The organism is Dyadobacter sp. 3J3, from assembly GCF_009801115.1.
In the GTDB taxonomy this organism is placed as follows: domain Bacteria; phylum Bacteroidota; class Bacteroidia; order Cytophagales; family Spirosomataceae; genus Dyadobacter.
On the sequence record NZ_VTOL01000015.1, the window covers coordinates 55,280 to 82,062 of the forward strand.

Sequence of the window (26,783 nt, forward strand, 5' to 3'; positions counted from 1 at the left end):
AAGAATCTTAGCGCACTTTGCGTTTTATCTTTTTTGCTTTGCGTGAAAGGATTAAGAAATTCGCCCGGAAATAGTAACCGTAATATTCTCCGAAGAAAGCTCTTCAAGCGATAAACATTCAGCGCCCATCGCTTTTGCCATTTCTGCTGCTCTTCCAAAACGAAGATAATCGTTTTCAGTATCGAGCACCAAAGCAGGAATATTGGATTGAAACAATTGACCTGATAATTGCAAGGTTTGTTGCCATGCATCGCCCCCGCCCGGAAGCGGCACATTGGCTTTCCCATCGCTGAGAATGACCAAAAGCGGTTTTAAATCTTTATCCGGATTTAATTTATTGATCACCTGCATGGCCAGTTGCAGTGCGTGAGGCAATGGTGTTCTTCCGCCGGTTGGCAAATTTTGCATAGCTTGTTCAGCCTGCTCAACGCTGTAAGTTGGCTCCAAAAGCAGTTGAGCTTCCACACCACGGAAGGAAATTACACCCACCATATCTCTTCTTTGATACGCATCAGTAAGCAAACTCAGAACACTTCCTTTCACCGCTTCCATCCGACTGCTGGCTGCCATAGATCCCGACGCGTCTACAACAAACAGAATTAAATTTCCGGTTTTCCCTTTTCTGACTTTTTGATGCAGATCATTCCGTGTTATCTGAAAATCATCCTGATCGCGAATCAAGGCAGATTGCACCGTTGCCATCATCGAAATATCGGTTGGAGACTGATCAGGAATTGCTCTCAGTTCCGACCCGCGATTGGTATGAATGGCATGACTTCTCCGGCCTTCCGGCATTTGATGGGAAACAGGATTTAAGTCAACTTTAAAGTTAGACGCTTCTTTTTGAGGTGTTATACCAAATATTTGTTCTTGTTTTGGGGAAGGTAATCCCTGATTATTTGAATTTTTTTCCTCAGGTAATGCACTCTCGATTTCTTGCTTTTCCTCCACTTCTGATTGAGGTTGATCTTGTTGTTGTGGCTGATCTTTTTGCTCAGGTTTTTCCTGTTGCATCAATTCATCCAATCGGTTATCACCTTTGCTATTTCCTTCGAAAGGTTTTTTTCGCTGTCTGTGCATAAGCGCTAATTCCGCGGCCTGACGCACGTCGTCGGCGGTAACCATAGTTCGTTTATCTAAAGCCGCCAAAGTGATCGCTGTTTTGTACATCACAATATCAGCCCGCAAACTGGTTACATTTAATTCCGTGCAAAGCTGGCTGATCAAAGTCAGCAAGCCATCAGGCAAAATAACAGTTGGTAATAATTGCTGGGCAGCTCTGACTTTATCCTGCAATTCTTTCTGACCAGAAGCCCATTGCGTAGCAAAAGCTTCCGGATTATTTTCAAAATGAATTCGTCTTCTTACTACCTCTGTGCGTTCTGCTACATCACGTGGCGCTTCGACATCAACCATCAAACCGAACCTATCCAAAAATTGCGGACGAAGATTTCCTTCTTCCGGGTTCATGGTTCCGATCAACGTAAACTTCGCCGGATGACTTTCAGAAAGTCCATCGCGCTGGATTGTATTGACTCCCATCGCTGCTACATCCAATAAAACATCCACCAGATGATCCGGAAGTAGATTTGCTTCATCAATATATAAAATCCCGCGGTGCGCATTTGCTAGTAAACCCGGCTGTAACCTTTTCTTTTTTTCTGACAAAATTCCTTCCAGATCAAGACTTCCTAAAACACGATCTTCGGTAGCACCGAGGGGAAGGTTAACAAAAGGGACCGGAATTTCTTCTATATCAACAGGACATTCTCCACAAATATCCTGCGACTCGTTCTCTTGAATAGTTAGTTGAAATATTTCGTTTTTAGGAATTAAAGGCATGATTTCAGCCAATCCTCTGGCGGCAGTACTCTTTGCCGTGCCTTTTTCTCCTCTGATCAATAAACCTCCAATCGACGGGTTAATAGCACATAGTAACAATGCACGTTTTAATTTTTCCTGTCCGACCAAGGCAGCAAAAGGGTATTTCATAGAGAAGAAAATTAATTTCACATTTCCCATGTCGTTAGGGGAATGGTAAAATTAGGTAAACAAACGCAGTGTTACGCATAGTCAAAGTTAAACTCATTTAACTCTGCGGTCAACTCCTGTACCTCTGCGTTTAAATTTAAATTCAGATATAGGCAAGCATTTTAGTTACATTACTTAGACCTGCCTGAATGGTATCAACCGATTTGGTTCCGTGATAATACCCAATTATATGCAGCTCATCGTAAACGTTAACCAGCAGTCTCAAAAGCTTCTTATCGTATTTTCGCACCCGGCTGGTGTAGTCTTCAATGCTTTTGGGTTTAATAAATTTAACGCCTTCTTTTTTTTGTAAATATTCATCCAGAATCAGTAAGGCGGCTGAATAAGCGGTTCCGGATGCCATTTTAACATATTTTATATCAGCATATAATCCATCTTTCTTGCCTGCTTTTTCGCTCAGGATTTCTTTTGCGTTCTGCAAATACCGGGCAGCTTCTTCGGCTGGGGAAAGTACATTGTCTTGGTTCTGAATGGCCATATCAATAGGAAGTAATAACGATTTATTGATTTGACTCCGATTTGGTAAAAAGTCATTTCAAAAATAACACAATTTCTTGCCTTATCGTGTCAGCTGTTGAGGTTTAATATTGGCATGCTTTTTATTAAATTTCCCGTCATGGCGACACAATCACTTTTACAATTTACCGGCAAAAGCATTTACTGTTCCCAGGCAGATGCCCACATTGATCCCTGGATACCAGTGGATCGCGCGATCATCACACACGCACACAGTGACCACGCCCGTTGGGGGAGCAAACATTATCTGGCGCATAAGGACAGTGAGCCGATTTTGAGGCTTCGTTTGGGGCCGGATATTTCCTTGCAAACGGTTGAGTATGGCGAGAAATTTGTGATCAATGGTGTTGTTTTTTCCTTACATCCGGCGGGTCATATTATCGGTTCCGCTCAGGTTCGGGTGGAATACAAAGGTGAAGTTTGGGTGGCGAGCGGAGATTATAAACTGGAAGACGATAAGTTTTGTGTCCCTTTTGAACCTGTAAAATGTAATGTTTTTATTACGGAATCTACCTTTGGATTGCCAATTTATAAATGGCAGCCACAACAGGAAATATTTTCAGAAATGGATAACTGGTTTGCCCAAAACAGACTGGAAGAAAAAGCCAGTATCCTGATGGGTTATTCGTTGGGGAAAATGCAGCGGATTTTGAAGGGAATTCAATTGCCAGATGGGCCTATTTACGCACATGGGGCCATTTACACACTAAATGAAAGGTTGCGACAAGCCGGGCATGATTTACCGGAACTCACTTTGGTCACCAAAGAAACTGATAAGAAACTCTTTCGCGGATCATTGGTTTTGGCACCTCCGTCGGTTGATAGCAGTACCTGGATACGAAAATTTAATCCTTATTCTCTCGGTTATTGTTCAGGCTGGATGGCTTTGCGTGGTGCTAAAAACCGCCGGGCTGTTGACCAGGGTTTTATATTAAGCGATCACGTGGACTGGCCGGATTTGAATACGGCAGTCATCGAATCTGCGGCTGAAAAAGTTTATGTCACGCACGGATATACCAGTATCTTTTCACGCTGGCTAAATGAAAATGGAATTGAGGCAGGAGAGGTGACGACGATGTACGGAAATGAAGAGGAAACGGAAGACAGGGCGACAGGTGAAGGGCCGGAATCCGAAGGCATTGAAAATAAAAAGGATATGTCGCCAATCCCGGATGATCCGGATCTGAAACTAAGCTAAACCCTAACCGCTAAAAGCCAACCGCTAAAAATGAAACAATTCGCTGAACTTTTCATGAATCTGGACCGTACCAACAAGACCAATGCAAAGGTTGAGTTGATGAAAAATTATTTTCTGTCTGCGTCAGATGAGGATAAAATGTGGGCACTGACTTTGTTTACAGGTCGTCGGCCATCTTTTAAGGTAAACAGGACAATGGTAAAAGAATGGGCCGCCGCAGAAGCAAATATCCCGATGTGGCTTTTTCAGGAAAGTTATCAGAGTGTGGGGGATTTGGGTGAGACGATTTCGTTGATATTACCAAGAAATGGGTCTGACAATTCTGATAAATCTTTATCGGAATGGTTTTATTATCTTGGGCTGTTGCCCAAAATGACAGACGAAGAAAAACATGATCATATTCTTCAGGCCTGGTCGCAGCTTTCGCAGCACGAAACTTTTGTTTTTAATAAATTATTAATGGGCAGTTTCCGGATCGGTGTTTCACAAACGCTGGTGGTAAGAGCATTGGCCGAGGCGACTTCTACGGATTCCAATGTGATTGCTCACAGAGTTATGGGGCAGTGGGATCCTTTGGATACTACATTTGAAAAATTGATTTTAGATGAAGGTGAAAACGATAACGCGTCAAGACCTTATCCGTTTTTTCTTGCTTATCCGATTGAGGGCGACGTTTCAAATTTAGGTAATCCGGAGGATTGGTTTGTCGAGTGGAAATGGGATGGAATTCGTTCTCAGATTATTTACCGGAATAACGAATTGTTCATTTGGACAAGAGGTGAGGAATTATCAACCGATAAATTTCCAGAACTGCATTTTTTGAGCACTGTCTTGCCAAACGGTACCGTTCTGGATGGTGAAATTGTAAGTTATTTTGACAACAAGCCAATGCCATTCAATGTTTTACAGACACGGATTGGCCGGAAAAATCTTACAAAGAAAGTATTGGAAGAAGCGCCTGTTGCTTTTATCGCTTATGATATCATGGAAGCAAATGGTGTTGATATCAGGAATTTAAGCCAGATGCAGAGAAGGGCTCAGTTGGAAGAAATTCATAAAAACATGCCTGTTCAGTCTATATTCAATCTTTCTCCTTTGGTTGAATTTAAGGAATGGAGCGAATTGCATGACTTGCATCCCACTTCCCGCGAAAATATTGCGGAAGGGTTTATGATCAAAAGAAAAAACAGTACCTATCAGGTCGGACGGAAAAAGGGTGACTGGTGGAAATGGAAAATTGATCCGCTAAGCATTGACGCTGTTTTGATTTATGCGCAAAAAGGATCCGGCCGGAGAGCTGAACTTTTCACCGATTACACATTCGCCGTTTGGGGTGAAGAGGGAAAATTGGTCCCTTTTGCCAAAGCATACTCTGGATTAACCGACGTTGAAATTGGTCAGGTTGATTATTTCATCAAACGCAATATTGTTGAAAAATTTGGCCCGGTCCGAACTGTTAAACCTGAGCTTGTTTTTGAGATTGGTTTTGAAGGAATTAACGAATCAACGAGGCATAAATCCGGAATTGCTGTCAGGTTTCCAAGGATTTTAAGGTGGCGGAAGGATAAGAAAGCTGCGGAGGCGGATACTTTGGAGAGTTTGAAGGGGATTTTGGAGGTTTATAAATAAGGGAACTCTGCAAATCTAACACAAGATGTTAAATTTGCAGAGTTCGATACTTTTTAAAAGTATTTTGACGAGTTCATATCTAAACTCCAAATTCGGTAAACTATATTTTATGATTATTCCCAAATAGTATCAACAACCTTATTATACAATTGAAATTTACCATCGGCAGAAATAACTTGAAGTTTTTCGGTAAATGCTGTTGATAAGATTAGTCGATCAAAAGGATCGCGATGGTTTTCAAAAAGTGGGATTTTATTGTTCAATTCAATCTTACCTATATTTTTCTTTATTGCGATTTCGAAGAAAGAAATTACACTCACAAAGCAATCTGAATCTAGGTCTGAAATGATCGTTTCAGCTTTTGAAGAGAGTTTATCGTTTTTGTCAAGAGCCCAAAGCACGACATGTGTGTCAAGCAGATATGCCATTACATATAATCCTTTAAATCATCAAGGGAATTATTGAAATCTTCCGACATTGTGATTGTTCCTTTCATAGTTCCCAAAGGGCGCTTTTCCAAGATTACATTTGGCTCAACTTCATCCATGAAAGTTATCAAGACTTTTGTTTTTTTTCTTAACGGAGCATTTTCGGTCAAAATTACCTGACCGTTTTCATAAACACCTTCAATAGTTGTTAACATAGCTATCCTCTTTAATCTTAACAAAGATACCTATTTCAAAGATTATTTTATATTTTAAAAAATCAGGAATATTAAGATATTCAGGAATGGAATTTGATACATAAATAACATTCTGAAAATTCAGAATATCAAGTTCCTATTATTTCAAACAAATACCATCCCTTTGACAAAATCCCGTGGACATATCGCTGTTGAGCAGTGGTTTAAGTATAAAAACTGGAAATGGGCGGCTTTTCAAAAGGAAGCTTCCGCGGCTTATCTTTCCGGGAAAAGTGGATTAGTAAATGCTCCGACGGGAAGCGGGAAGACTTATTCTTTATGGATTCCTTTTTTAATCCGGTATATAAATTCGCTGCCTGAAAATCCTGCAAAACGAAGTAAAGGTTTGCAGATTTTATGGGTGACTCCGCTCCGGGCGTTGTCAAAAGATCTTTTCCGGAATATGGAAATGGCTGCACTTGAAATGAACCTGACATTGCGGATTGGCGTTCGTTCTGGTGATACCAGCACCAAGGAAAGAGCCAGTCAAAAAAAGCAAATGCCGGAAGCTTTGCTGATCACACCGGAGAGTCTGCACCTTTTATTTGCACAAAAGGGGAGCTCGGAGACGTTTAAAAATCTGCATACAATCGTCGTGGATGAATGGCACGAATTAATGGGAAGTAAACGAGGCACCCAGACTGAACTGGCAATCGCGCGATTACGAACCATCAATCCAGACCTGCAAACCTGGGGGATTTCGGCGACAATCGGAAATCTGGAAGAAGCGAAACAGGTATTGGTCGGCATGGATTCTGCCGAGGAAGATAATGTGGTCATCAAAGCAAAAACACAAAAGAAGATTCTTGTCGAAAGCATTCTCCCTGAAAAAGTAGAAACACTTCCCTGGGCGGGGTATATGGGAACGAGACTTATTGACTATGTGGTTGATATCGTTCGAAAAAGTAAAACAACGTTACTTTTTACAAACACGCGTTCCCAAACAGAAATCTGGTACCGGATCATCATTGAAAAATATCCGGAATTTGCCGGGATTATGGCCCTTCACCACGCTTCTCTGGATCGCGAAATCCGGGATTGGGTGGAAGAATCCTTACATGCAGAGAAATTGAAGCTGGTCATTTGTACGGCAAGTCTGGATTTGGGTGTTGATTTTCGCCCTGTTGATACTGTCATTCAGGTTGGAAGTCCGAAAAGTATTGCCCGGTTTATTCAACGTGCTGGCCGAAGCGGGCACCAGCCAGGCGTCGCCAGCAAAATATATTTTTGTCCCACGAATGCTTTGGAATTGATTGAAGCTGTTTCTCTTCGTGATGGTGTTGAAAAACAGATTATCGAAGATCGGCCGCCGGTTATTCAGGCTTTTGATGTTTTGGCGCAATGGATGATTACGCTTGCCGTTGGTGAAGGTTTTGATGAAAAACAGTTGTTTGATGAAGTCCGGAATTGTTATGGCTATCAGTTCATCAACCGCGAAGAATGGGAATGGCTTTTGGGATATATCACAACCGGAAGCCCGTCGCTGGAAGTGTATGATGAATATAAAAAGGTTGAAAGGATTGATGGACTTTATAAAGTTACAAGCCGGCGGATCGCGCAACGGCATATGCTGAGTATGGGCACCATCGTTTCGGAAACCTCGCTGAAAGTAAAATTTCAACAAGGAAAATATTTAGGCTCGGTTGAAGAATCTTTTGTGACAAGAATGAAAGCGGGTGATGTTTTTGTGTTTGCAGGTATGAGCGTAGAGTTTATCCGTATCCATGAAATGACCGTAACGGTTAAAAAAGCGGAAGGAAAACGCGGATTTCTGGTGCGATGGGCGGGAGGCAGAATGCCGTTATCTTCTCAATTGTCAGCTTTTATTCGCGACCGGTTGTCCGATGCAATAGAAAATCCACATAAGGAGAAAGAGTTGTCAAAATTAAAACCGCTTCTGGAATTACAACGGGAGCGGTCGATGATTCCGAATACAAGTGAATTATTGATTGAGCAATGTGAAACCAAAGAGGGTCATCACATTTTTATTTTTCCTTTTGAAGGCAGGTTGGTTCATGAAGGTATGGCGATTATTCTTGCTTATCGGCTTAGTAAGCTGTCTCCAATCACTTTTTCGATTGCGATGAATGATTATGGTTTTGAATTGCTCAGTGATCAATATGTGGATATGGAAAAAATCACCAAGGAAAATGATTTATTTTCAACGGCTCATTTGGTTGATGACATTTATCAAAGCGTGAATGCAACGGAGATGGCGAAACGAAAGTTCAGAGAGATTGCCGCCATCGCAGGATTGATGTTTCAGGGTTATCCTGGCAAATTTATGAAAACGAAACAGGTTCAGGCGTCAAGTTCGCTGTTGTTTACAGTGATGACCAAATATGAAAAGAATAACTTGCTGGTAAATCAGGCGTATCAGGAAGTTTTGACGTATCAATTGGAGGAAGTCAGGATGCGCGAGGCACTGGATAGGATTGCAACACAAAAAATAATGATCAAAAAAACGAGAAAGCCAACGCCTTTTTCGTTCCCTATTATGGTAGACCGGCTAAGGGAGCAACTTACTTCTGAAAAATTGGAAGACCGGATACAGAAAATGCTCAAACAGTATAGTGATGCAGATTGAAATACAGAATAACCACTTTGATTTATTAACACAAAAGGCGATTTTTTGGAAGGAAAAACAAACACTTCTTATCGGTGATCTGCACTTAGGGAAAATTACTCATTTCAGAAAAGAGGGGATCGCGATTCCTCAAATTGCCGCTGGTAATAACTTTGAAAGATTGGATCAGTTACTGGAAAATACGAATTGCTCACGTATCATTTTTCTTGGCGATCTTTTTCATAACAAATACAATTCCGAGTGGGAAACGTTTTCTGAATGGAGGAAGAAATATCATTTTGTTGAAATGATCATTGTGATCGGTAATCATGATGTTTTGCCGGTCAGTTTGTTTTTGGAAAATAATATTGAAGTTTTCAAAAATGATTTTGAAGAAGATAATTTTATTTTTACACACCATCCGAAGGTAGAGTTGGATCCGACGAAATTTGTTTTCGCCGGGCATATTCATCCGGTATTTACATCGTATGGAAAAGGGCGGCAGAGATTTCGGCTGCCATGTTTTGTGGTGGATAAATACCAGGCAATCGTGCCAAGTTTTGGCGTTTTTACCGGTGGTTTTGGCGTTGATCTGGTAGCAGGAAGAAAGATTTATATGTTGACGGAGGAGCGGGTTTTTGCGGTTGGATAATATTGATCTGAATTTGGTTAAACAAAAAGTGGATAAATACGGAATTGAATTCCGTATTTATCCACTTTTTGTTTAAATTGTATTATGATACAGAGAAGTGCAACATCAAAGATTCTACAACTAGCGAGTGTTTTTAAGTCAATTGCCATTACCGGGCCACGACAATCAGGAAAAACGACACTCGTGAAAACACTATTCCCGGATAAAACCTATTTATCCCTAGAAAATCCTGATACAAGGAGGTATGCAATAGAAGATCCGAGAGGATTTCTCAAAAGATATGAGTCGGGTGCCATTTTTGATGAAGTCCAGAGAACACCTGAATTATTTTCTTATCTGCAGGAAGTTTTGGATCAGTCCCAGGAGCCAGGGCGCTTCATTTTGACCGGATCTAACAATTTTCTGCTCCAACAAAATATTTCCCAAAGTCTGGCTGGCCGTATTGCGATTTTAAATTTGTTGCCGTTCAGCTCTATCGAACTATTCGGTACGGAAAATGCCGCGCCGGATGAAAATGAACTAATTTTTAGAGGATTATACCCGCCCATTTACGATATGGGTATTCCACCGGAAGACTGGTTTCCCAATTACTTTCGTACCTATATTGACAGAGATGTGCGTCAAATCAAAAATATTACGGATTTGATTGTTTTCGAAAGATTTATCCGATTGTTGGCGGGAAGAACCGGACAAGAATTGAATCTGACCTCCTTGGCGGTTGAGACAGGAGTGGATACAAAAACAATTCAATCCTGGATTGGAATTCTGGAAAGCAGTTTTATCATTTATCTATTAAGACCACACTATAAAAACTTTAATAAAACCCTGATTAAGAGACCAAAAATTTATTTTTATGACACTGGACTGGTTTGCTCCCTATTGGGTATTACATCATCAGATCAGCTCTCATTTCATCCTTTAAGAGGTAGTCTATTTGAATGTCTGGTGGTTACGGAATTGTTGAAAAAGAGAACTAATGCGGGGAAGCAAATCAATTTATATTATTGGAGAGACAAAACCGGTCACGAAGTTGACGTTATAGTGGATCAGGGAATGAGCTTATTACCCATTGAAATCAAAGCAGGGAAAACGATAAATAGTGATTTTTTTAAAAGTCTTACTTATTGGAATAAATTAAGTGGCGAGCAGTCCGGATTTATTATTTACGCGGGCGAGCAAGAAGAAGATCGTACCACCGGAATTAGCGTTGCAAACTGGTTTAACTTTATGAAAAAAGACATTTGAAGTGATACTGTGATTATATTATTCTCATTTCTTCTCAATCAAATGCTTCCAATATCGCTTCGGCACATGCTGCACATGCAACTTGATATTTCGCCTCGACGGAATATTCACATTTTTGAAATAATTTTTCCATAACTCCTGATACAAAGTTTCCGAATCATGAAAAACATCTTTCACCGATGTTTTTGCTCCGGCTTCATTGGAAAAATTCAACGTGATTTCTTCTACTTTATCCTGGTCATAATAAATGCCGTACTTCCTTTTGATATCATAAATCAGCCAATTCTGGTCGGCATAACGTTCGGCGAAATGCTGGCTTAATAAAGGAATTACATTGAAATCAGGCTCAATGCCGGCATAATATAAATCATCAGCCGTGCGCTGAAATCTAACAAATGCTTCCATTCTGTGTTTTTCCCGATAGACCATTTTTGACGTCTGGTTTATCTTCAAGACGTCGGGGTTGCCATAGGCCAGATGCGGCGAATCAAAACCGGAAAAATAAAATTTGATGCAAGAAAAGATGGTAAATGCCATTCCGGTCATTTCAGAAAGGTAACAGCGGTATAATTGAATACAGTTTTCTTTCGGAACTTTCTTTTTCAAACCCAGCCAAACACGCTGCGCTTTCACTTCATCCGTCACCACAATAACTTTTTCAGCAAAAAAATCCGACTGACTTTCTCTGTCAATGACTACAAAACCCGAAACATTCCACTTTTTTGAATATGCTTCAAAAACAGCAGTCAACAGTCCATACCAGGTTCCATCGTAGGAAACATTGACGGGTTTATCCGAAAAGATTATACTGCTGGCCTCCATTGGTAAGAAATTTACTTCGGGATTCGTTGAGGATGAATTGCCGGATTTTGGCTTCCGTATAATCCTTTCGATCAGTTATCGGACTATTGCAGGTGATAAAATATTTTGCCCGGTTAAGCGCAATCCCGATTTTTTTAAGATGATCCCAACCTAATTTGTTAAACCGACGGGCACCAACAATTTTCTGTGCTGATTGTACACCAATTCCGGGTACACGCAGAATAAGCTGCAAATCAGCCGTATTCACATCAACTGGAAAAAACGCCATGTTTCGAAGCGCCCAGCTCAGTTTTGGATCAATTTCAGGATCAAGATTCGGGAATTGATCGTTCAATAATTCATGGACGTTGAATCCATAAAACCGCATCAGCCAGTCGGTTTGGTATAAGCGGTTTTCTCTTAAAACAGGTACTGCACTTCCTAATTCCGGAAGCCGGTTGTCGTTACTAATCGGAACATAACCAGAATAATAAACACGTTTTAAATTAAACCCTTTATAGAATTTATTTGCCGTGTGCATAATATCCTTATCTGATTCGCCACTGGCACCGATGATCATCTGCGTGCTTTGACCGGCAGGAGCAAAAAGTGGGGCAGATTTGAAGATTTTCGATTCTTCCTTGGTCCTGATGATTTCCTTTTTAAGGTAAGTCATCGGCTCAATCATATCTTTGATATTCTTATCCGGAGCTAAAAGTTTCAAGCCGCTTTCTGTAGGAATTTCAATATTAACACTAAGCCGGTCAGCCCATAAACCAGCTTCATGCATTAACTCATCACTTGCGCCGGGGATTGTTTTAAGGTGGATATAACCGTTGAATTTGTTTTCCGTGCGAAGTTTTTTCGCAACAGAAACCAACCTTTCCATCGTGTAATCAGCATTTTTGAAAATACCGGAACTCAGAAAAAGACCTTCAATATAATTTCTTCGGTAAAAATTCATGGTCAGATCAACAACTTCCTGAACCGTAAAAGCCGCCCGTTTGATGTCATTGCTTTTCCGCGTCACACAATAAGCACAATCGAAAATGCAATGGTTAGTGAGCAGAATTTTTAAAAGTGAAACGCAGCGGCCATCTTCGGTATAGGTATGACAAATGCCACTTCCCGTCGCCTCGCCTAAACCTTTGTTATGATTTTTTCTCTTGCTTCCACTGGATGAACACGATACGTCGTACTTAGCTGCATCAGCAAGAATTTCCAGCTTCTCATGAAGTCTTTCCGACATATCGATGTTCTAACGTTTGTTGATGATACTATTAGTATCACAAAGATAGTAAATTTTTGATACTGAAATAAACTTTGTCTCGAATTTATTTATAAAATTCAAATGTGAAACAATTAATTTTTAATGATATTTCCTTTACTGTCAATACTTTCCATGAAACGGTGGATTTGATTGTAGCGTTTGTTCCAGGGATTGAAAAATTGTGTAATCATGGGAATGTGTTTTTTGCTTTTCAGAACTACATAAGAAGTTTCGGGAGCAAATTCCTGCATGGCTTTGATGAATTTTTCATTACTGGAAATAATGGAAGGATATGATTTTCCACCTCTGAAAATCGTCATAGGCGGCATTCCTTTATGTAAATGATAAAGTGGAGAAGCGTCTTTCCAATTCTTTTGATCGGTTGTAAATGTTTTGAGGTAGGTATTATCTTTCGGAAATTTTTCTTCCAACAGATAACCATACATATCCAGTCCCGCTGCGTCGATTAGTATCAATCCTTTGATCGGATTAGCCATTCCCAGCTTTTGAAAGTATTGATCATCAATAGAAATAAGCGCTGCCAGATGTCCGCCAGCCGAATGACCTGAAATGAATATCCGGTCAGGATTTCCACCATAATTTTGAATATTTTCTTTTACCCATTTCACTGATTTTGCAGAATATTCAGCCATTTCTTTATAAGTCGCAGCTGGACTTAACGGATAGTCGATGATGACATAGACAATATCTTTTTTTGTCCAGTTTCTTCCCATCAGGCTATACTGCGATTTCTTTCCGGAATTCCAGTTTCCTCCATGAATGAAGACCAAAACATCTTTTGGTCCTGTGGGTTTTTTCGGTTCGAAGATATTTAATTGTTGGTCAGAAATTGCTCCTGAGCCTTTTGCATAAGTGATATTTTTATGTGCTTTATTACCCAGGAACGTACATCCAGAAAGTGTTAGTAAAAAAGCTCCGAATAAAATTAGGATAATAATAAGACTGACACGGGTTTGCGAATTCACTGATCGTTTATTTAGTTTTTATTTTGGATAACATACGTCAAATAAATGATCGTGGATTAAATGCTATAAAAATGAATACCCAATAAAAAATCCACTGGCTTGTGAAAACCAGTGGATTTAGAATAGAATTTTTTTTGGTCTTAAACTTTCTTGGGAGGCAAATTAAATGCAACCGCATTATGTTCAAAATGTCCTTTGTGAGATCCGTCACAGAAAGGTTTGTTCGCTGAAAGTCCGCAACGGCATATCGAAACGACCGTTCTTCCTTCCAATCCGTACACATTTCCCTGCGCGTCTACGATTTCAAAATCTCCGTCAACTTTCAGAGATCCGTTATTATTTACGGTAAGCTTTACTTTTGTCATGATGAATAATTTTGACCAAAGGTAACAATCCGAATGGAAGTGAGAGCGGGCAACGTCTAATTTAGCATGAGTACAAATCTAAATATATCCGATTACAGATTTAATTGCTTGCGGATAACGGAAGTCAACTCGTCAATTCTGAATGGTTTTGTGATGAAATCCTGAAATTTACAATCAATAATTTCTTGTGAAGTTTGTGCAAAAGTATCTGCTGTAAAAGCAAGGACGGGAACTTTGGCAAGATGCGGAAAAGAATTCCTGATCGCTTTCATAGCCGTAATGCCATCCATAACAGGCATTTGTAAATCCATCAGAATGAGATCGAAACTGCGCAACTGCAAGGTTTCCAAAACTTCCTTACCATTATCACAAATGACAAAATCGGCTTCCCATCTTTTAAGCAGGTGTTTAAGCAAAAGTTGATTGGCAAGAATATCTTCGGCAACAATAACGCTGTAACCTTTAAGAGAGAACGGAATATTTGTGTTCAATATATCGCTGGTTGGGGCAGCATTCCCTTTTAGGAAAGTAAGGGTAACACAAAAATTACTGCCTGTGCCAAGCTCGCTTTCTACTGTAATTTTTCCCTGCATCAGTTCCGTTATTTTCCTGGTAATACTTAGACCAAGTCCAGTACCACCAAAAAATTTGGTTGCATTGTTGTTGTGGGCTTGGGAAAAACTATCAAAAATCAAGCCAAGTTTATCATCAGAAATCCCAATTCCTGAATCTTTTACGCAGATTTTTAAATCTACTTTATCAGCATATTCTTTTTCAACCAGAGTGGAAATTTTGACGAAACCTTCCGAAGTAAATTTCAACGCATTGCCAATAAGATTGACCAGGATCTGGTTCAAACGGTATGCATCACCGATCAGAATTGCCGGCACTTTGTCATCAATTTCATAGGAAAGCTTGATTCCTTTTTCCTTTGCTTTAAACTCAAAAGTCCTGTATAAATGCCCGATTTTTTCCCGAAGGTCAAATTCAAAATCTTCCAGGATAAATTTACCAGCTTCAATTTTGGAAAAATCTAAAATATCATTCAGTATAACCATCAGATTATCAGCAGAATATTTAATGGTGTTTAAATATTGCATATATTCTTCCGGTAAATTACTGGTTAGCAGTAAATCTGTAAATCCTATGATTGCGTTCATCGGAGTACGGATTTCGTGGCTCATGGTTGACAAAAAATCTGACTTGATCAGTGCAGCTTCTTCGGCATCTTTTTTTGCCTTTATCAGTTCCTTTTCAGCCAGTTTTCGGCTTGTAATATCAATGGCGGTGCCCAAAACTTCCAAAACTTCACCATCATTATTTCTCTTAAAAGAAACTTCGCGCGTAATAATCCAGACATCCGATCCGTCTTTGTGTTTCAGGCGAAATTCTTTTTCCATTACTTCGCCATCTTTTAAATGCTGTTTGATATAATTATAATGTTTCCTAAAAGTCAGTAAATCGTCATTATCAATCAGTTTAGAAAAAGCAAGTACATTTTGAGGAAGTGGTTCTTCTGCCTTGTAACCCAATATTTCACTGATCTGATTGTTATGAAAGATGTTTGTCCATTTTTCAATATCTATGACATAAATAATATTGGGTGAAAGCTGTGCTACTTTCTGGATAAATTCCTCCTTTTCTGCGAGTTCTTTCTGTGCAACTTCACGCTCTTTTTCTACCTCGAACATCTGGCTCATGGTGTGGAAAGTCTTCGTCAGTTTTTCAGCATTGATCTCTGCTTTTGGAAAATATTCCATAGCCCCAGCCTTCATCATTTCCACGGCAATCCGCTCATCGCCTTGAGAAGTCAAAACGATAACCGGAAGCTTTGGTGCAATCTTTTTTATTTTTTTAAGTAATTCCAGACCGTTAGTTTTTGGTAGCTGGTAATCAACAAAAATGCAGGTGGGCAGCCAGGTTTCAAGGGTCGTAATGGCCTCTTCAGCATATTTACATATGCGCATTTCCTGAATTTCAACATTACATTTTCGGATGGCACGTTTGAATTCCATCGCGTCAATATCATCATCTTCTACCAACAGCAGATTCAAGGGGGTCATAACATTTTGAAAAGAAGTGGGCTTGCAGGCTTATTCAGGGTACTCGCAAAGGGTCCAGTAGCTTTTCAAAGTAGACACGGCCGCAATAAAACGGTCCATGGATAAAGGTTTTAAAATGTAACCGGCTACGTTGAGGTTAAAGGCATCAATTTTATCGCCGTCTTCATTGGAGGTGGTCATCACAAAAACGGAAAGAGAACTTAGCTCTGGATCTTGTCTGATTTCTTTGAGAAATTCAATTCCTCCCATCCTTGGCATATTAAGGTCTAGAAGAACAATTCTTGGTTTTGGTGCATCTGTTGCCGTCGACCGTAGAACTTCCAGGGCTTCAATACCATTATGGGCAATCACGAGTGGATTTGAGATATTATTTTTTTTAAATGCTCGCTTCACATTCATGATATCTACTTCGTCATCTTCAACAAGTAAGATTGTCATGGGGATTGGATTTGAATTGGACATTTTGTAAAGATTGTTATAATTAATGACTTTTTATTACTAATATGTTGCTGGTTACTCAAATTAATTCTATATTTTTTCGATCTCAGCTATTTCGTTTACCGGCCATGTGAAAAAGAATGTAGTAGACTCTTTCATAGTCGATTGGATACTGATCTTTGCTCCTTTTTCATCCATGATCTTTTTTACGATGGCGAGTCCTACGCCGGTACTTTCAACTTCATCCCTGGCTTGCAGCGTTTGAAAAATGACGAATATTTTTTCATGAAATTCAGGACTAATTCCGGGCCCATTATCCCGTACAAAAAATTCTATGCCTTCCTCTCCATCTTTCCAGCCAATAGTGATTTTAATTTCATCCTTGTCGTTGTATTTAATTCCGTTGGAAATCAGGTTTTGCAAGATCTGCCCCAGCGTAATTTTTTCTGAAAGCAATTCTTTCTTCGGGTCGCCTTCAAAAATAAATTCGATTGGTTTTTTTGAACTGAAAGTGTCACAAAGATCATCCACCAATGATTTAATCAAAAATCTTTCTTTGGTTGTTTTGATACGTCCGGCTCTGGAATAGGATAAAATTCCGTTAATAAGGCTTTCCATCCGATGCACGCGTCCACGTAAAAGTTTGAACTGATCTTTCGTGTCGCCATCAAGATGATCTTCGATATCTTCCTCAATCCATTCGGATAAATTATTAATAGCACGTAACGGAGCCTTCAAATCATGACTTACCACATAAGCAAACTGGTCAAGTTCAGCATTGATCCGTTCCAGATCGCGCATGTAAGATTTTAGTTTATTCTCAGCTTCTACCCGTTCTGTAATATCCCGGATAAATGCCAAAACATAGCCTTGGCCGTCAGTTTCGTAATATTTTACACTGGATTCAACCGGATAAGTACTTCCGTCTCTCTTTTTATGAAAACCGGTGACAATCATTTTGGACGTGCTTTTTAAAGTAGCTACATACTCCGCCCACTTTTCAGGATCTTCAAATATTTTTTCTACGGTACTAATATGGGACCCAATGATTTCTTCCTGTTTTTTTCCTAAACGACGGGCAGCCTCGTGATTAATAAAGAGTAACTTTCCGGTATCATCTGAAACCTGAACCGCTTCACTGGATTCGTTAAACCATTCAACCATCCGGTTAATCTGCTCTTCCTGGGCTTTTCTGGACGTAATATCACTGACTGTTCCAATAAATCCAATCACTTCTTTACAGGAATCCAGCTGTGTCGAGATCGATATTTCCAGCCATTTTTCAGTTTTATCGGCCGTAGTCAACTTAAAAGTATCCTGAACTGACTTGATTTTTCCGGTAAACAGCGATTCCAATCTTGTTTTTGAATCACTATTGATCTGGAATTCAGCCCAGTTTTTATTCAGACTGTCGATTACTTTAAAACCTGTTACCGTTTCCCAGGCATTGTTGAGGTAAATAATATTCCCATCTTTGTTGAGCTGAATAAGCACTTCTGAAATACTATTCGCTACTTCTTCCAATCTTCTGTTGGTTGAAGCTGCCTCTTCCGTTTTCTGATCGGCGATGCTGATCAACTCTTTATTTGCCCTGAATAATTCTGTCGAACTTTGTTCGAGTATATGTTCCACTCGGGCGATATCATCCTGAAATTCAAGATAAGCCTGATTGACAGAATTGAGGAAATCCTGGAATTCAGGATTTTCGGCAAGTTCAGGAGATAGCGATTTCCTGATCTGACGTTTTAATAGACGGTGATAAGTAATTTCCGTTGTTTCCAATAGTCGATGATTTTATGATTCCCGGAAAGTGGTAATCGTCATAGTTTGATTATGAAGCTCACATTGAACATTCTGGTTGAAAGGCGCAATTTCTCCGTAAGAGTAAAATCCGGTAATAAACGGCTTGTCTAGTACCTCCGAAACAGACTCAACTTCCTCTTCCACAATCTGTTTCAATACGAGTTTTCTACCGACGCAACTAACCAGCAATGCAAATTCCGGAGATTCATTATCTCCATTTTTAGCAGCAATAGCAGCCTCTTCCGCGCCGTTTATCAGTCTGTCCGTATTCGCTTTCATCAATCTTACAAAGCTTCCCTGTGGAATATCTCCGGCAAAAGTGAGGCTTTTATCTTCCTCGCTGATACCAAGAATCGTCCTGACAACGGGAGCGCGGTCTTCGCTGTCGCGCATGCTTAGTGGAAACAAAAGTCCGGATGACGGAAGGTCTTTCGCACGGTCGCCCAGGAATGATTTGTACAAATCCAGAGCTGGCTGACCATCAATCTCATACAATACATTTTCTTTTGATTTAGTGACCAGTCGGTCCAAACCAAAACTGTCCCAGCCTCCGCGTGAACCGAAACCAATATGTAGGGTATCGCCGTAAAAACCGATCGCTGCGATACTTTCCGTTGCAATTGTTCCATCGGGCTCAACAATTACTGTTTTTGAAAAATTGGGGCCGTCACCAGCAAGTCCGCCTGTTAAGGTTACATTTTCTGGCAATTCATCGGCGATGCCTTTTACCAGATCCGTACCGTTTACTTTGAGTCCGTCGGAAACAACAAAAACATGTTTTAATCCTTCCTGAGGAAACTGGGAAACCAGTTTTTTGCCAATTTCAAAACTGTTATAACCGGAATCTTTCAAGCCGACTTTTGCCGACTGGATTTTGACATCGGCAAATTCAATGGCTGTAAAAATGATCGTTCCGTCACGAACCGATTCACTGATAATTTCTCCAGCTGTGGAGCAGCCGGTAAGAATTGCATTTGGGTAATTTTTGGCCAGTTCCTGTGTTAAAGTTTGGCTTTCAAGAAGTTCCCGGTGGCCGAATGCGAATATAAGTTGGGGGTTTATTGTAAACGGTTTTACGGAGGCTTCGCCTGTGTAGACGAACTGTTCAATTTTCATAGTTGAGATAAGGTTTTTGAAAACCAGTTTGAGTTTACAAGATAATGAAAGTTTTTGAGCAGTTGACTAATATCAGGATGCGAAACCTGCCCTTGTTAAACACCTGAAAAATATAGAATTTTAATACGTGCCGACTAAGTTTTCTAACTGATGGAAGGAAATGAAATCCCTTTGATCTTTCGAAATAATTCTACTGCATAGAGATCTGTCATTCCGGATACAAAATCTAGAACAGTCTGGATTTTTGAGTATTCGTCGGTCTTTTTTGTGATGAATTGTTTCGGAATCAGCTCAACAAGTTTTTTAGAATAATGTGAATTATTGTTTAAATAAGCCGGAATAAATTCCTCCAAAAGTCCTCCCATAACTTTGTAACCAGCCACTTCTATCTGTACAACAGAGGAATAATTGTAAATTTTCTTAATCGAAATGGTTTCGATATTCTTCATGATCGATCGAAACGGTTCATTGATCTGATCAATCAGGCTGTGGTTAAAATCTCCTTCTAAAATGGTTTCCTGCTCTTTGTAAAAAAGCTCAGAACATTGACCAATCAAAGTGTTAATCGATTTGGCACGTAAAAAACTTATTTTGGCATCATCATCATCAATTTCGTCTAGTCGCTCAGCCATCTTTGGATCGTTGGCCAATGGTAAAAGTAGCTCTTCAACTTCACGATAGGATAATATTTTCAACCGGTGTGCGTCTTCAAGATCTATAATGTTATAACAAATATCATCTGCCGCTTCAACCAGATAAACAATAGGATGACGCTTGTAGATCAGATGATTATCTTCAACTTTTGCCAATCCAAGTTCCGTGGCAATTTTCTCAAAGCCAGCTTGTTCGGATTGAAAAAATCCATATTTTTTTCTAAAAATTTTCGATTTATCATGTCCTGCCAGAGATTCGCAGGGATATTTTGCGATGGAGGCCAAAGTTGAATAAGTAAGGGCAAAACTGCCATAACCTTTTCCTGCATAAGGATGTGTAAGAATCCGGAAAGCGTTGGCATTGCCTTCAAAATGCGTCAAATCTTCCCATTGGGCTTCGGTGACTTTGTCTTTATAAATACGCCCGTCGCCATTTGTAAAATAATAAGAAATCGCAGCTTCACCGGAATGTCCAAAAGCCGGATTTCCGAGATCATGCGCCAGGCAAGCGGCAGCCACAATGTTTCCTATTTCACTGATCAGGGGAAGTTCTTCGTCTAAATCCGGTCTGTTTTTTTTCAAACGGTTGTAAAAAATCCTTCCCAAAGATCTTCCTACACTGGCTACTTCAAGACTATGTGTTAGTCGGTTATGGACGAAAATGCTTCCGGGTAAAGGGAAGACCTGTGTTTTATTCTGGAGCCTTCTGAAAGGGGAAGAAAATATTAAACGATCATAATCACGCTGGAATTCCGACCGGGCTTCGGCCTGATCTTCAATATTTTTATCTTCACTTCCCCAGCGTTTTGCCGAGAGTAATTTTTCCCACTTCATGAGGAGAGTACAAATACGTTGAATGTGTCTGCTTGTGTTACAATAGTACGCATTCCAAACGGTTTTATATTGGCTTTAAGCAAGGGAAATGTTCAGAATTTATATAGAAATTGTAGTATTAATTAATTGTAAAGTATAATGCGGATTTAAAATACTGCTTGCATAAAGTCCCTGTAAGTGACATAGTTAACCTTCCCGATTAGTACATCAAGTAAATTTCCAAATAAAAAGGAACGATCTTTGAATAAAATAACAGCAAAAACTGTCAACAATCCAGCTTCATGACCGAGTCAAAACATCGTTATTTTATCATTAATAAACCGCCGAATATGGTTTCGCAGTTTATCAGTCCTGATGCTGTGGGCCTGCTTGGCGATCTGGAATATGATTTTCCGGAAGGAATTCATGCCATCGGGCGGCTCGACAGCCATTCCGAGGGATTGCTGATATTAACAACGAACAAAAAAGTTACCCGTTTATTATTTCAGGGGGAGGTTCCGCATAAACGGGTTTATGTTGTTCATGTCAAACATGTGGTGAATCAGGAAAAACTCGATTTGCTCAGGACTGGAATTCCGATCAGAATTAAGGGTAATGTTGAATATATTACCACGCCTTGCGAAGTTGACATTGTAGAAAAGCCAAAAGGCTGGGCGAAACTTTCAAAAGAGCCGGAAGATGTGCCGCATTCCTGGCTTAAAATTACTTTGACGGAAGGGAAATATCATCAGGTAAGAAAAATGGTACTTGCTGCCGGTCATAAGTGTAAAAGACTGATCCGGATGTCTATTGAAGATCTGGAACTGGGTGATTTGCAGCCGGGAAAAGTTCAGGAAATTGAAGAGGAAGATTTTTTCAAAAAGCTGAAAATAGAAAATTGGAGTGAAGAATCAGTCCAGTCTGTTGTAGTAAATAATTGACTTTTACTCTGATTTAATAGTAACAAAGCAACGTCATGTTCTTTTGTTGTAAAAGCAAATCCATGAAGTTGACTATATATGCGGACAAGGACGCCATGTCCAAAGCCACGGCGGATCTGATTGTTGATCAAATCCATCAAAAACCGGATTCTCTGTTATGTTTCCCTTCCGGTGAATCTCCTACGATTGTATTAAAATATCTGGTAAAATATGGCCTGGAAGGTTATGTTGATTTCAGCCAATGCCGTTTTGTAGGTTTGGACGAATGGATCGGTATGGACGAAAAGGATGAAGGAAGCTGTAAACATTATTTATATTCCAGTTTTTTCAACCCCTTAAAAATTAACCCCGAACAAATTACTTTTTTCGATGGTCTTGCTGAAAATCCTGATCAGGAATGCAAGCGAATGGATACTTATATTCAGGAAAATGGCCCGATTGATCTGATGTTAGTCGGGTTGGGAATGAATGGCCATATTGGATTAAATGAACCTGGTGCGGACTTCCATTCATACGCACATACGACCGAACTGGATCCGCTTACCGTAAAAGTTGCTCAGAAATATTTCACAAAAAATACTCCGCTTTCCGGTGGAATCACCCTTGGATTGCAACATTTTTCCGAAGCGAAAACAGCTGTCTTAATCGTGGCCGGGGACAAAAAAGCAGATATTGTTTTGAAAGTTCTTACCGAAGAAATATCGAATAAAATTCCGGGAACCATTATCCGGGAGCATCGAAATTCCTTTATATTTCTTGATGAAGAAGTCGCTTCAAAACTTTCTGAAACTATTCGTGGAACCCATTTCTAATTAATAAGTCGCCATGACAAATCCTTCACAAAATTCAGGACAGGATTCAAAATCCACGAATCATTTCGATGCAATCGTAGTAGGCTCAGGCATCAGTGGCGGTTGGGCTGCCAAGGAATTATGCGAAAAAGGAATGAAAACGATGGTTTTGGAACGCGGAAGAAATGTGGAACATAATAAAGATTACCCAACCGCACATCTTAATCCCTGGGATTTTGAACATCGTGGAAATCTGACGAAAAAGTTTCTCGATGGTAATCCGCTGATCAGCAAAGCGGCCGGTTTTGGTGATGATACCAAACATTTTTTTGTGCAGGATAAAGATCATCCTTATGTGCAAGAAAAGCCTTTTGACTGGATTCGCGGGTATCAGGTAGGAGGGAAGTCGCTAACCTGGGGACGGGCTTGTCAGCGCTGGAGTGAATTTGAATTTACGGCTCCGGAGCGTTATAGTTACGGAATTGCCTGGCCGATCGGGTATAAAGATGTGGCGCCCTGGTACTCACACGTGGAAGAATTTATAGGTGTTTGCGGTAGTAAAGACGGTCTGGAATCCATGCCTGATGGTGAGTATTTGCCACCTTTCGACTTAAATTGTGTCCAGAAAGTGGTTCAGGAAAAGATCACTGAAAATTACAAAGACCGGCATTTGGTCCACGCACGATGGGCGCATTTGACCAAACCCAAAGAAATTCATATTCAGCAAGGCAGAGGCGGATGTCAGGCCAGGAATTTGTGTATGCGCGGTTGCCCTTATGGCGGATATTTCAGCTCGGTAAGTTCCACCTTACCTTGGGCGGAGAAAACGGGGAATCTCACGATTCGTCCACATTCGGTTGTTCATTCCATTGTTTATGATGAAAAAACAGGAAAGGCAAGCGGTGTAAAAATCATCGATGCAAACACAAAAGAAGTGCATGAATATTTTGCCAAAGTGATTTTTCTGAACGCTTCGGCGCTGAACAGTAATCTGGTTTTGCTTAATTCAAAATCAAAACGTTTCCCAAATGGTCTGGGAAATGACAGCGGTATTTTGGGTAAATATATTGCCTTTCATAATTACCGTGCTTCGGTGGCTGCTGATATGGAAGGTTTTGAAGATAAATATTATTATGGAAGAAATCCGACAGAACCGATTCTGGCAAATTACCGCAATCTGCATACACAGGATACCGATTATGTTGGTGGTTTTACAACTTTCATGGGCGCATACCGGACGCGTGGAAATGAGAAATCAGTTTCAACTTTTGGCAAAGATTTTAAAAAAGAAATGTCAAAACCTGGCGGCTGGAAAGTTTACATGTATATGCAGGGAGAAACGATTCCAAAAGCCTCAAACCAGGTAACTTTAAGTCCCGATAAAAAAGATCAGTGGGGAATTCCACTTTTGGTAACTTCGGTAGGTTATGATGATAATGATGAAAAAATGATTCGCGATTTTTTGAAAGAAAGTGCCGAAATGCTTGAAAAATCAGGTTGTACCAATATTTCTCAACACGATAACAAACAGGCTCCCGGACTGGATATTCATGAAATGGGCGGCTGCCGGATGGGGAGAGATCCTAAAACTTCCATGTTGAATGAACATAACCAGCTGCATCATTGTCAAAATGTATTTGTCACTGACGGCGCTTGCATGACGAGTACGGGAAATCAAAGTCCGTCGTTGCTATACATGGCACTGACCGCACGTGCGGTGGATTATGCCGTGAAGGGGATTGAGGGCGGAAGTTTTTAACCGGTATTATAAAAGTTTATTCAAAAGAAACATCATAAAGTTTTGCAGAAATATCTTCCTGAAATCCTGCATTATTCTGGAGGAATTCCAAATGAGTTATCGATTTGGCTTTTCCACCGGTTTTAAAAAAATGTTCGGCCTCGTTTTCTGTTTGTACTATTTTTAAAAATGTGCCAGCTTCGATTTCAGATATAATGGCTTTAAAAACCTCTGTTTTTCCATCTTCAAAGGTTGCTCGCACTTTTAAAATTGGGGGCTGAACTAAAACTCTTTTCAGCTTTCCCCATAGTGAATACTCAACTTTTGTTTCCATCCATGTCAGTCTGCCAGAGTCCGTAAGAGCGATACGCTGGTTCATTTTAAACGATATATTTCGCTCTTTTGAATGCAGAATCTTTTTATTATCAAGTCGTTTTCTTAAAATCTGGAGTGTATCTCTGCTGATTGTCGTGGTCTGATAATCGTAACACTGAAGCATTGCCAGTGTACTTTTGGAATCTCCCCAAAAATTGTACCTGCCGACATCGGTTGTGGCCCCGACATTATACAAAATATAATCTGGCGCAGTGGTAGAGGAATATTTATTATAATTTAACGTAGTTAGGTAATTGTTGTAAGCCTGGTAAGACTGGATGGCCGGTCGTGGGTTGTAATGTAGATCGTTAAAAAAAGAGTAAGCGATATCATAAGGGAACACATCCACTGTTTTACCTCTAAAAGTCTTGGAAACGGCTGGGTCAAGATGGTATTCCTTTCGATAATTGTCGTTATTGACTTTTTGCTGAAAGGGCAGGTTCTGAAAAACAATATCCTGATAAGGAAGTGATATTTTATTGTAGGACAAACCAATTCCGGTACTTGCAAAAGGGGAAACAAAAAGAAAAACCCTAAACACATTGCCAAGGTTATTTTTTAGCATAGGATTATCAATAAAAAGATAGGCAATTCCGACAAAAAATGCTCCGTAAAAAAATAAGTAAGGCATTCCAGCGGGTTGAAAACGAGTAAAACCTTGCTTAAAGCCCAGATATAGTGCGAGGAACATAATTACCAAAACAGGAATATCAGAAGGAGTTCTTAAGAGAAGCCGAGAGGAAATGAACAGGAAAATGATTAGTGAAAGAAGAACAATGATGGTAAGTGCTATATTAAACCAGGCATATCGGGCTGCCAGATTTAAATAGTCAACGCTGAACATGGCGTCGTTGTAGTTGTCTATTATATACAGCGCGCTTTTGATATAGCCTCCAATTTCAACATGCAGAAAAAAAGCCAGCAACAATGTTACGATTACATGTGCAGTGATAACTAGTAATGTTCTGCTTAAAAATTTACGATCAATAATTGCCTGATAAATCAGATAAGCATATAATATTACAGATGTGACGATACCTAAATTTAATTTTATGTAGAAAATCAGGATCGAAATTATTACGCTTAAAATTAGTGAAATAACGTTTTTCGTCCTGAAATGATGCAATATCAGAAAGACAAATAATGTAAAAAGTTCAAAAGTTGCTTCTGGGTTGTACGAGATCAAGACGAGGAAATATGGTACAATAAGACATTTTGAAAGGCTGTTTAACTCTTTAAAGGTATATGCCAAAATATAAATGAGCACGCCGACAAGAAAAATATCATAGAGAAGAATCGGAAAAACGCCTACATAAGTCGGTATTCTGGTACTTAAAAATCCAAGCGGTCCATAAGTGAAAATCCAATCCTTTCCGAAGATCAGCCCTTGATGAAGAGCCATATTAATGCTTATTTTCCATGATGGATCCTGGCCTCCACTTGGATTGTCCACTAGATTTTTGGGAAGGAAAAGCAAAATAGAGAAGAAAATCAGAATTCTATCAGTAGTAATTTTTTTGTATGCGTTTTGATAGTGTAGAATAGAACTCATTTTAAAATATCTTTATGTTACTACAAGATTACAGCGATTATATATTAAAAAAAAGAAAGATCTTGCATACTTATTAAATGAGGACACATGAATTTAATCGGTAACATCATCTGGTTAATCTTTGGCGGATTTATCGTAGCCATGGAATATTTTATTGCGGGGTTTCTATTGTGCGTCACGATTATCGGTATACCCTTTGGTATTCAATGTTTCAAAATCGGGATTTTGACCTTGATGCCCTTTGGAAGAGAAGTGCGTGAAGTGCCTGGGCAAACCGGCTGCTTGTCGACGATTTTTAACTTAATCTGGATTTTTATCGGCGGAATCTGGATCGCACTCACCCATCTGATTTTTGGAATTTTGTTGGCGATTACTATTATTGGATTGCCTTTTGCCAAACAACATTTCAAACTAATGAGCCTTTCTTTTACACCTTTTGGGAAAGATATTTATTGATTTTTCTATCGATTTGAACAACAATGAAGCCTGGGATTTCTCAGGTTTTTTTTGTTTTAAAGAATTCAGTAATGCTTTTAAC

General features: G+C 39.8%; 23 protein-coding genes. 9 read left to right on the forward strand and 14 right to left on the reverse strand.

What is annotated here, in order from left to right; all coding sequences use genetic code 11:
• Positions 1-51: 51 nt before the first annotated feature.
• Together FZF08_RS26025 and FZF08_RS26030 are read right to left on the reverse strand one after the other, a co-directional pair.
• On the reverse strand, positions 52-1,992 hold the full coding sequence (locus tag FZF08_RS26025; protein ID WP_159475796.1) for a magnesium chelatase subunit D family protein: 1,941 nt from the start codon (positions 1,990-1,992) through the stop codon (positions 52-54).
• Between the two features lie 142 nt (positions 1,993-2,134).
• Complete coding sequence (locus FZF08_RS26030; RefSeq protein ID WP_159475799.1) at positions 2,135-2,530, reverse strand: DUF5618 family protein; 396 nt, start codon at positions 2,528-2,530, stop codon at positions 2,135-2,137.
• Between the two features lie 138 nt (positions 2,531-2,668).
• Between FZF08_RS26030 and FZF08_RS26035 the strand changes: the two genes are divergently transcribed.
• Positions 2,669-3,766: a ligase-associated DNA damage response exonuclease gene (locus FZF08_RS26035; RefSeq protein WP_159475802.1), complete on the forward strand. Its 1,098-nt coding sequence runs from the start codon at positions 2,669-2,671 to the stop codon at positions 3,764-3,766.
• Between the two features lie 30 nt (positions 3,767-3,796).
• Positions 3,797-5,395: an ATP-dependent DNA ligase gene (locus FZF08_RS26040; protein WP_159475805.1), complete on the forward strand. Its 1,599-nt coding sequence runs from the start codon at positions 3,797-3,799 to the stop codon at positions 5,393-5,395.
• 113 nt (positions 5,396-5,508) lie between these two features.
• Here FZF08_RS26040 and FZF08_RS26045 read toward each other — a convergent pair whose 3' ends face one another.
• A complete protein-coding gene (locus FZF08_RS26045) occupies positions 5,509-5,823 on the reverse strand; it encodes a type II toxin-antitoxin system VapC family toxin (RefSeq protein ID WP_159475808.1) in 315 nt (104 codons plus the stop codon).
• Positions 5,823-6,038: a DUF2281 domain-containing protein gene (locus tag FZF08_RS26050; protein ID WP_159475812.1), complete on the reverse strand. Its 216-nt coding sequence runs from the start codon at positions 6,036-6,038 to the stop codon at positions 5,823-5,825. The genes FZF08_RS26045 and FZF08_RS26050 overlap by 1 nt, the downstream gene beginning before the upstream one ends.
• Before the next feature lie 163 nt (positions 6,039-6,201).
• Here FZF08_RS26050 and FZF08_RS26055 point away from each other — a divergent pair, with 163 nt between their 5' ends.
• The 3 genes from FZF08_RS26055 to FZF08_RS26065 all read left to right on the forward strand — a co-directional run bounded on the left by FZF08_RS26055 (position 6,202) and on the right by FZF08_RS26065 (position 10,540).
• The gene (locus tag FZF08_RS26055) at positions 6,202-8,664 is read left to right on the forward strand and encodes a ligase-associated DNA damage response DEXH box helicase (RefSeq protein WP_159475815.1); all 2,463 of its coding nucleotides are present in this window, start codon (positions 6,202-6,204) and stop codon (positions 8,662-8,664) included.
• Positions 8,654-9,295, forward strand: a complete 642-nt coding sequence (gene pdeM, locus FZF08_RS26060) for a ligase-associated DNA damage response endonuclease PdeM (RefSeq protein WP_159475818.1) — start codon at positions 8,654-8,656, stop codon at positions 9,293-9,295. The genes FZF08_RS26055 and pdeM overlap by 11 nt, the downstream gene beginning before the upstream one ends.
• A gap of 84 nt (positions 9,296-9,379) precedes the next feature.
• A complete protein-coding gene (locus tag FZF08_RS26065; RefSeq protein ID WP_159475821.1) occupies positions 9,380-10,540 on the forward strand; it encodes an ATP-binding protein in 1,161 nt (386 codons plus the stop codon).
• A 24-nt stretch (positions 10,541-10,564) separates the two neighbouring features.
• Here FZF08_RS26065 and FZF08_RS26070 read toward each other — a convergent pair whose 3' ends face one another.
• The 9 genes from FZF08_RS26070 to FZF08_RS26110 form a co-directional block, all read right to left on the reverse strand.
• On the reverse strand, positions 10,565-11,362 hold the full coding sequence (locus tag FZF08_RS26070; protein WP_159475824.1) for a TIGR03915 family putative DNA repair protein: 798 nt from the start codon (positions 11,360-11,362) through the stop codon (positions 10,565-10,567).
• Positions 11,331-12,590: a putative DNA modification/repair radical SAM protein gene (locus FZF08_RS26075; protein WP_159475827.1), complete on the reverse strand. Its 1,260-nt coding sequence runs from the start codon at positions 12,588-12,590 to the stop codon at positions 11,331-11,333. Before FZF08_RS26075 ends, FZF08_RS26070 begins: the two co-directional genes overlap by 32 nt.
• A gap of 113 nt (positions 12,591-12,703) precedes the next feature.
• Positions 12,704-13,597: an alpha/beta hydrolase gene (locus tag FZF08_RS26080; protein WP_159475829.1), complete on the reverse strand. Its 894-nt coding sequence runs from the start codon at positions 13,595-13,597 to the stop codon at positions 12,704-12,706.
• Between the two features lie 140 nt (positions 13,598-13,737).
• A complete protein-coding gene (locus tag FZF08_RS26085; protein ID WP_090337638.1) occupies positions 13,738-13,962 on the reverse strand; it encodes a CDGSH iron-sulfur domain-containing protein in 225 nt (74 codons plus the stop codon).
• A gap of 92 nt (positions 13,963-14,054) precedes the next feature.
• Positions 14,055-16,025, reverse strand: a complete 1,971-nt coding sequence (locus tag FZF08_RS26090; RefSeq protein WP_159475832.1) for a response regulator — start codon at positions 16,023-16,025, stop codon at positions 14,055-14,057.
• Between the two features lie 30 nt (positions 16,026-16,055).
• Entirely contained in the window at positions 16,056-16,463 is a 408-nt protein-coding gene (locus tag FZF08_RS26095; RefSeq protein ID WP_310590616.1) for a response regulator, read from the reverse strand.
• A gap of 90 nt (positions 16,464-16,553) precedes the next feature.
• Positions 16,554-18,245, reverse strand: coding sequence for a PAS domain-containing sensor histidine kinase (locus FZF08_RS26100; protein ID WP_159475837.1), 1,692 nt, complete (start codon positions 18,243-18,245; stop codon positions 16,554-16,556).
• 12 nt (positions 18,246-18,257) lie between these two features.
• Complete coding sequence (locus FZF08_RS26105; RefSeq protein ID WP_159475840.1) at positions 18,258-19,382, reverse strand: FIST signal transduction protein; 1,125 nt, start codon at positions 19,380-19,382, stop codon at positions 18,258-18,260.
• Between the two features lie 143 nt (positions 19,383-19,525).
• A complete protein-coding gene (locus tag FZF08_RS26110) occupies positions 19,526-20,869 on the reverse strand; it encodes a deoxyguanosinetriphosphate triphosphohydrolase (protein ID WP_159475843.1) in 1,344 nt (447 codons plus the stop codon).
• Between the two features lie 281 nt (positions 20,870-21,150).
• Here FZF08_RS26110 and FZF08_RS26115 point away from each other — a divergent pair, with 281 nt between their 5' ends.
• The 3 genes from FZF08_RS26115 to FZF08_RS26125 all read left to right on the forward strand — a co-directional run bounded on the left by FZF08_RS26115 (position 21,151) and on the right by FZF08_RS26125 (position 24,339).
• Entirely contained in the window at positions 21,151-21,789 is a 639-nt protein-coding gene (locus FZF08_RS26115; RefSeq protein ID WP_159475846.1) for a pseudouridine synthase, read from the forward strand.
• 62 nt (positions 21,790-21,851) lie between these two features.
• Positions 21,852-22,601 carry a glucosamine-6-phosphate deaminase gene (locus tag FZF08_RS26120; protein ID WP_159475849.1) on the forward strand — a complete coding sequence of 250 codons (750 nt, stop codon included), beginning with the start codon at positions 21,852-21,854 and terminating at the stop codon, positions 22,599-22,601.
• Between the two features lie 13 nt (positions 22,602-22,614).
• The gene (locus tag FZF08_RS26125; protein ID WP_159475852.1) at positions 22,615-24,339 is read left to right on the forward strand and encodes a GMC oxidoreductase; all 1,725 of its coding nucleotides are present in this window, start codon (positions 22,615-22,617) and stop codon (positions 24,337-24,339) included.
• A gap of 16 nt (positions 24,340-24,355) precedes the next feature.
• Here the strand turns inward: FZF08_RS26125 and FZF08_RS26130 are convergent, their stop codons facing one another.
• On the reverse strand, positions 24,356-26,245 hold the full coding sequence (locus FZF08_RS26130; protein ID WP_159475855.1) for a hypothetical protein: 1,890 nt from the start codon (positions 26,243-26,245) through the stop codon (positions 24,356-24,358).
• 87 nt (positions 26,246-26,332) lie between these two features.
• On the opposite strand from FZF08_RS26130, the gene FZF08_RS26135 reads away from it, so the two are divergent.
• Positions 26,333-26,701: a YccF domain-containing protein gene (locus FZF08_RS26135; RefSeq protein WP_159475858.1), complete on the forward strand. Its 369-nt coding sequence runs from the start codon at positions 26,333-26,335 to the stop codon at positions 26,699-26,701.
• The last annotated feature ends 82 nt before the right edge of the window (positions 26,702-26,783 follow it).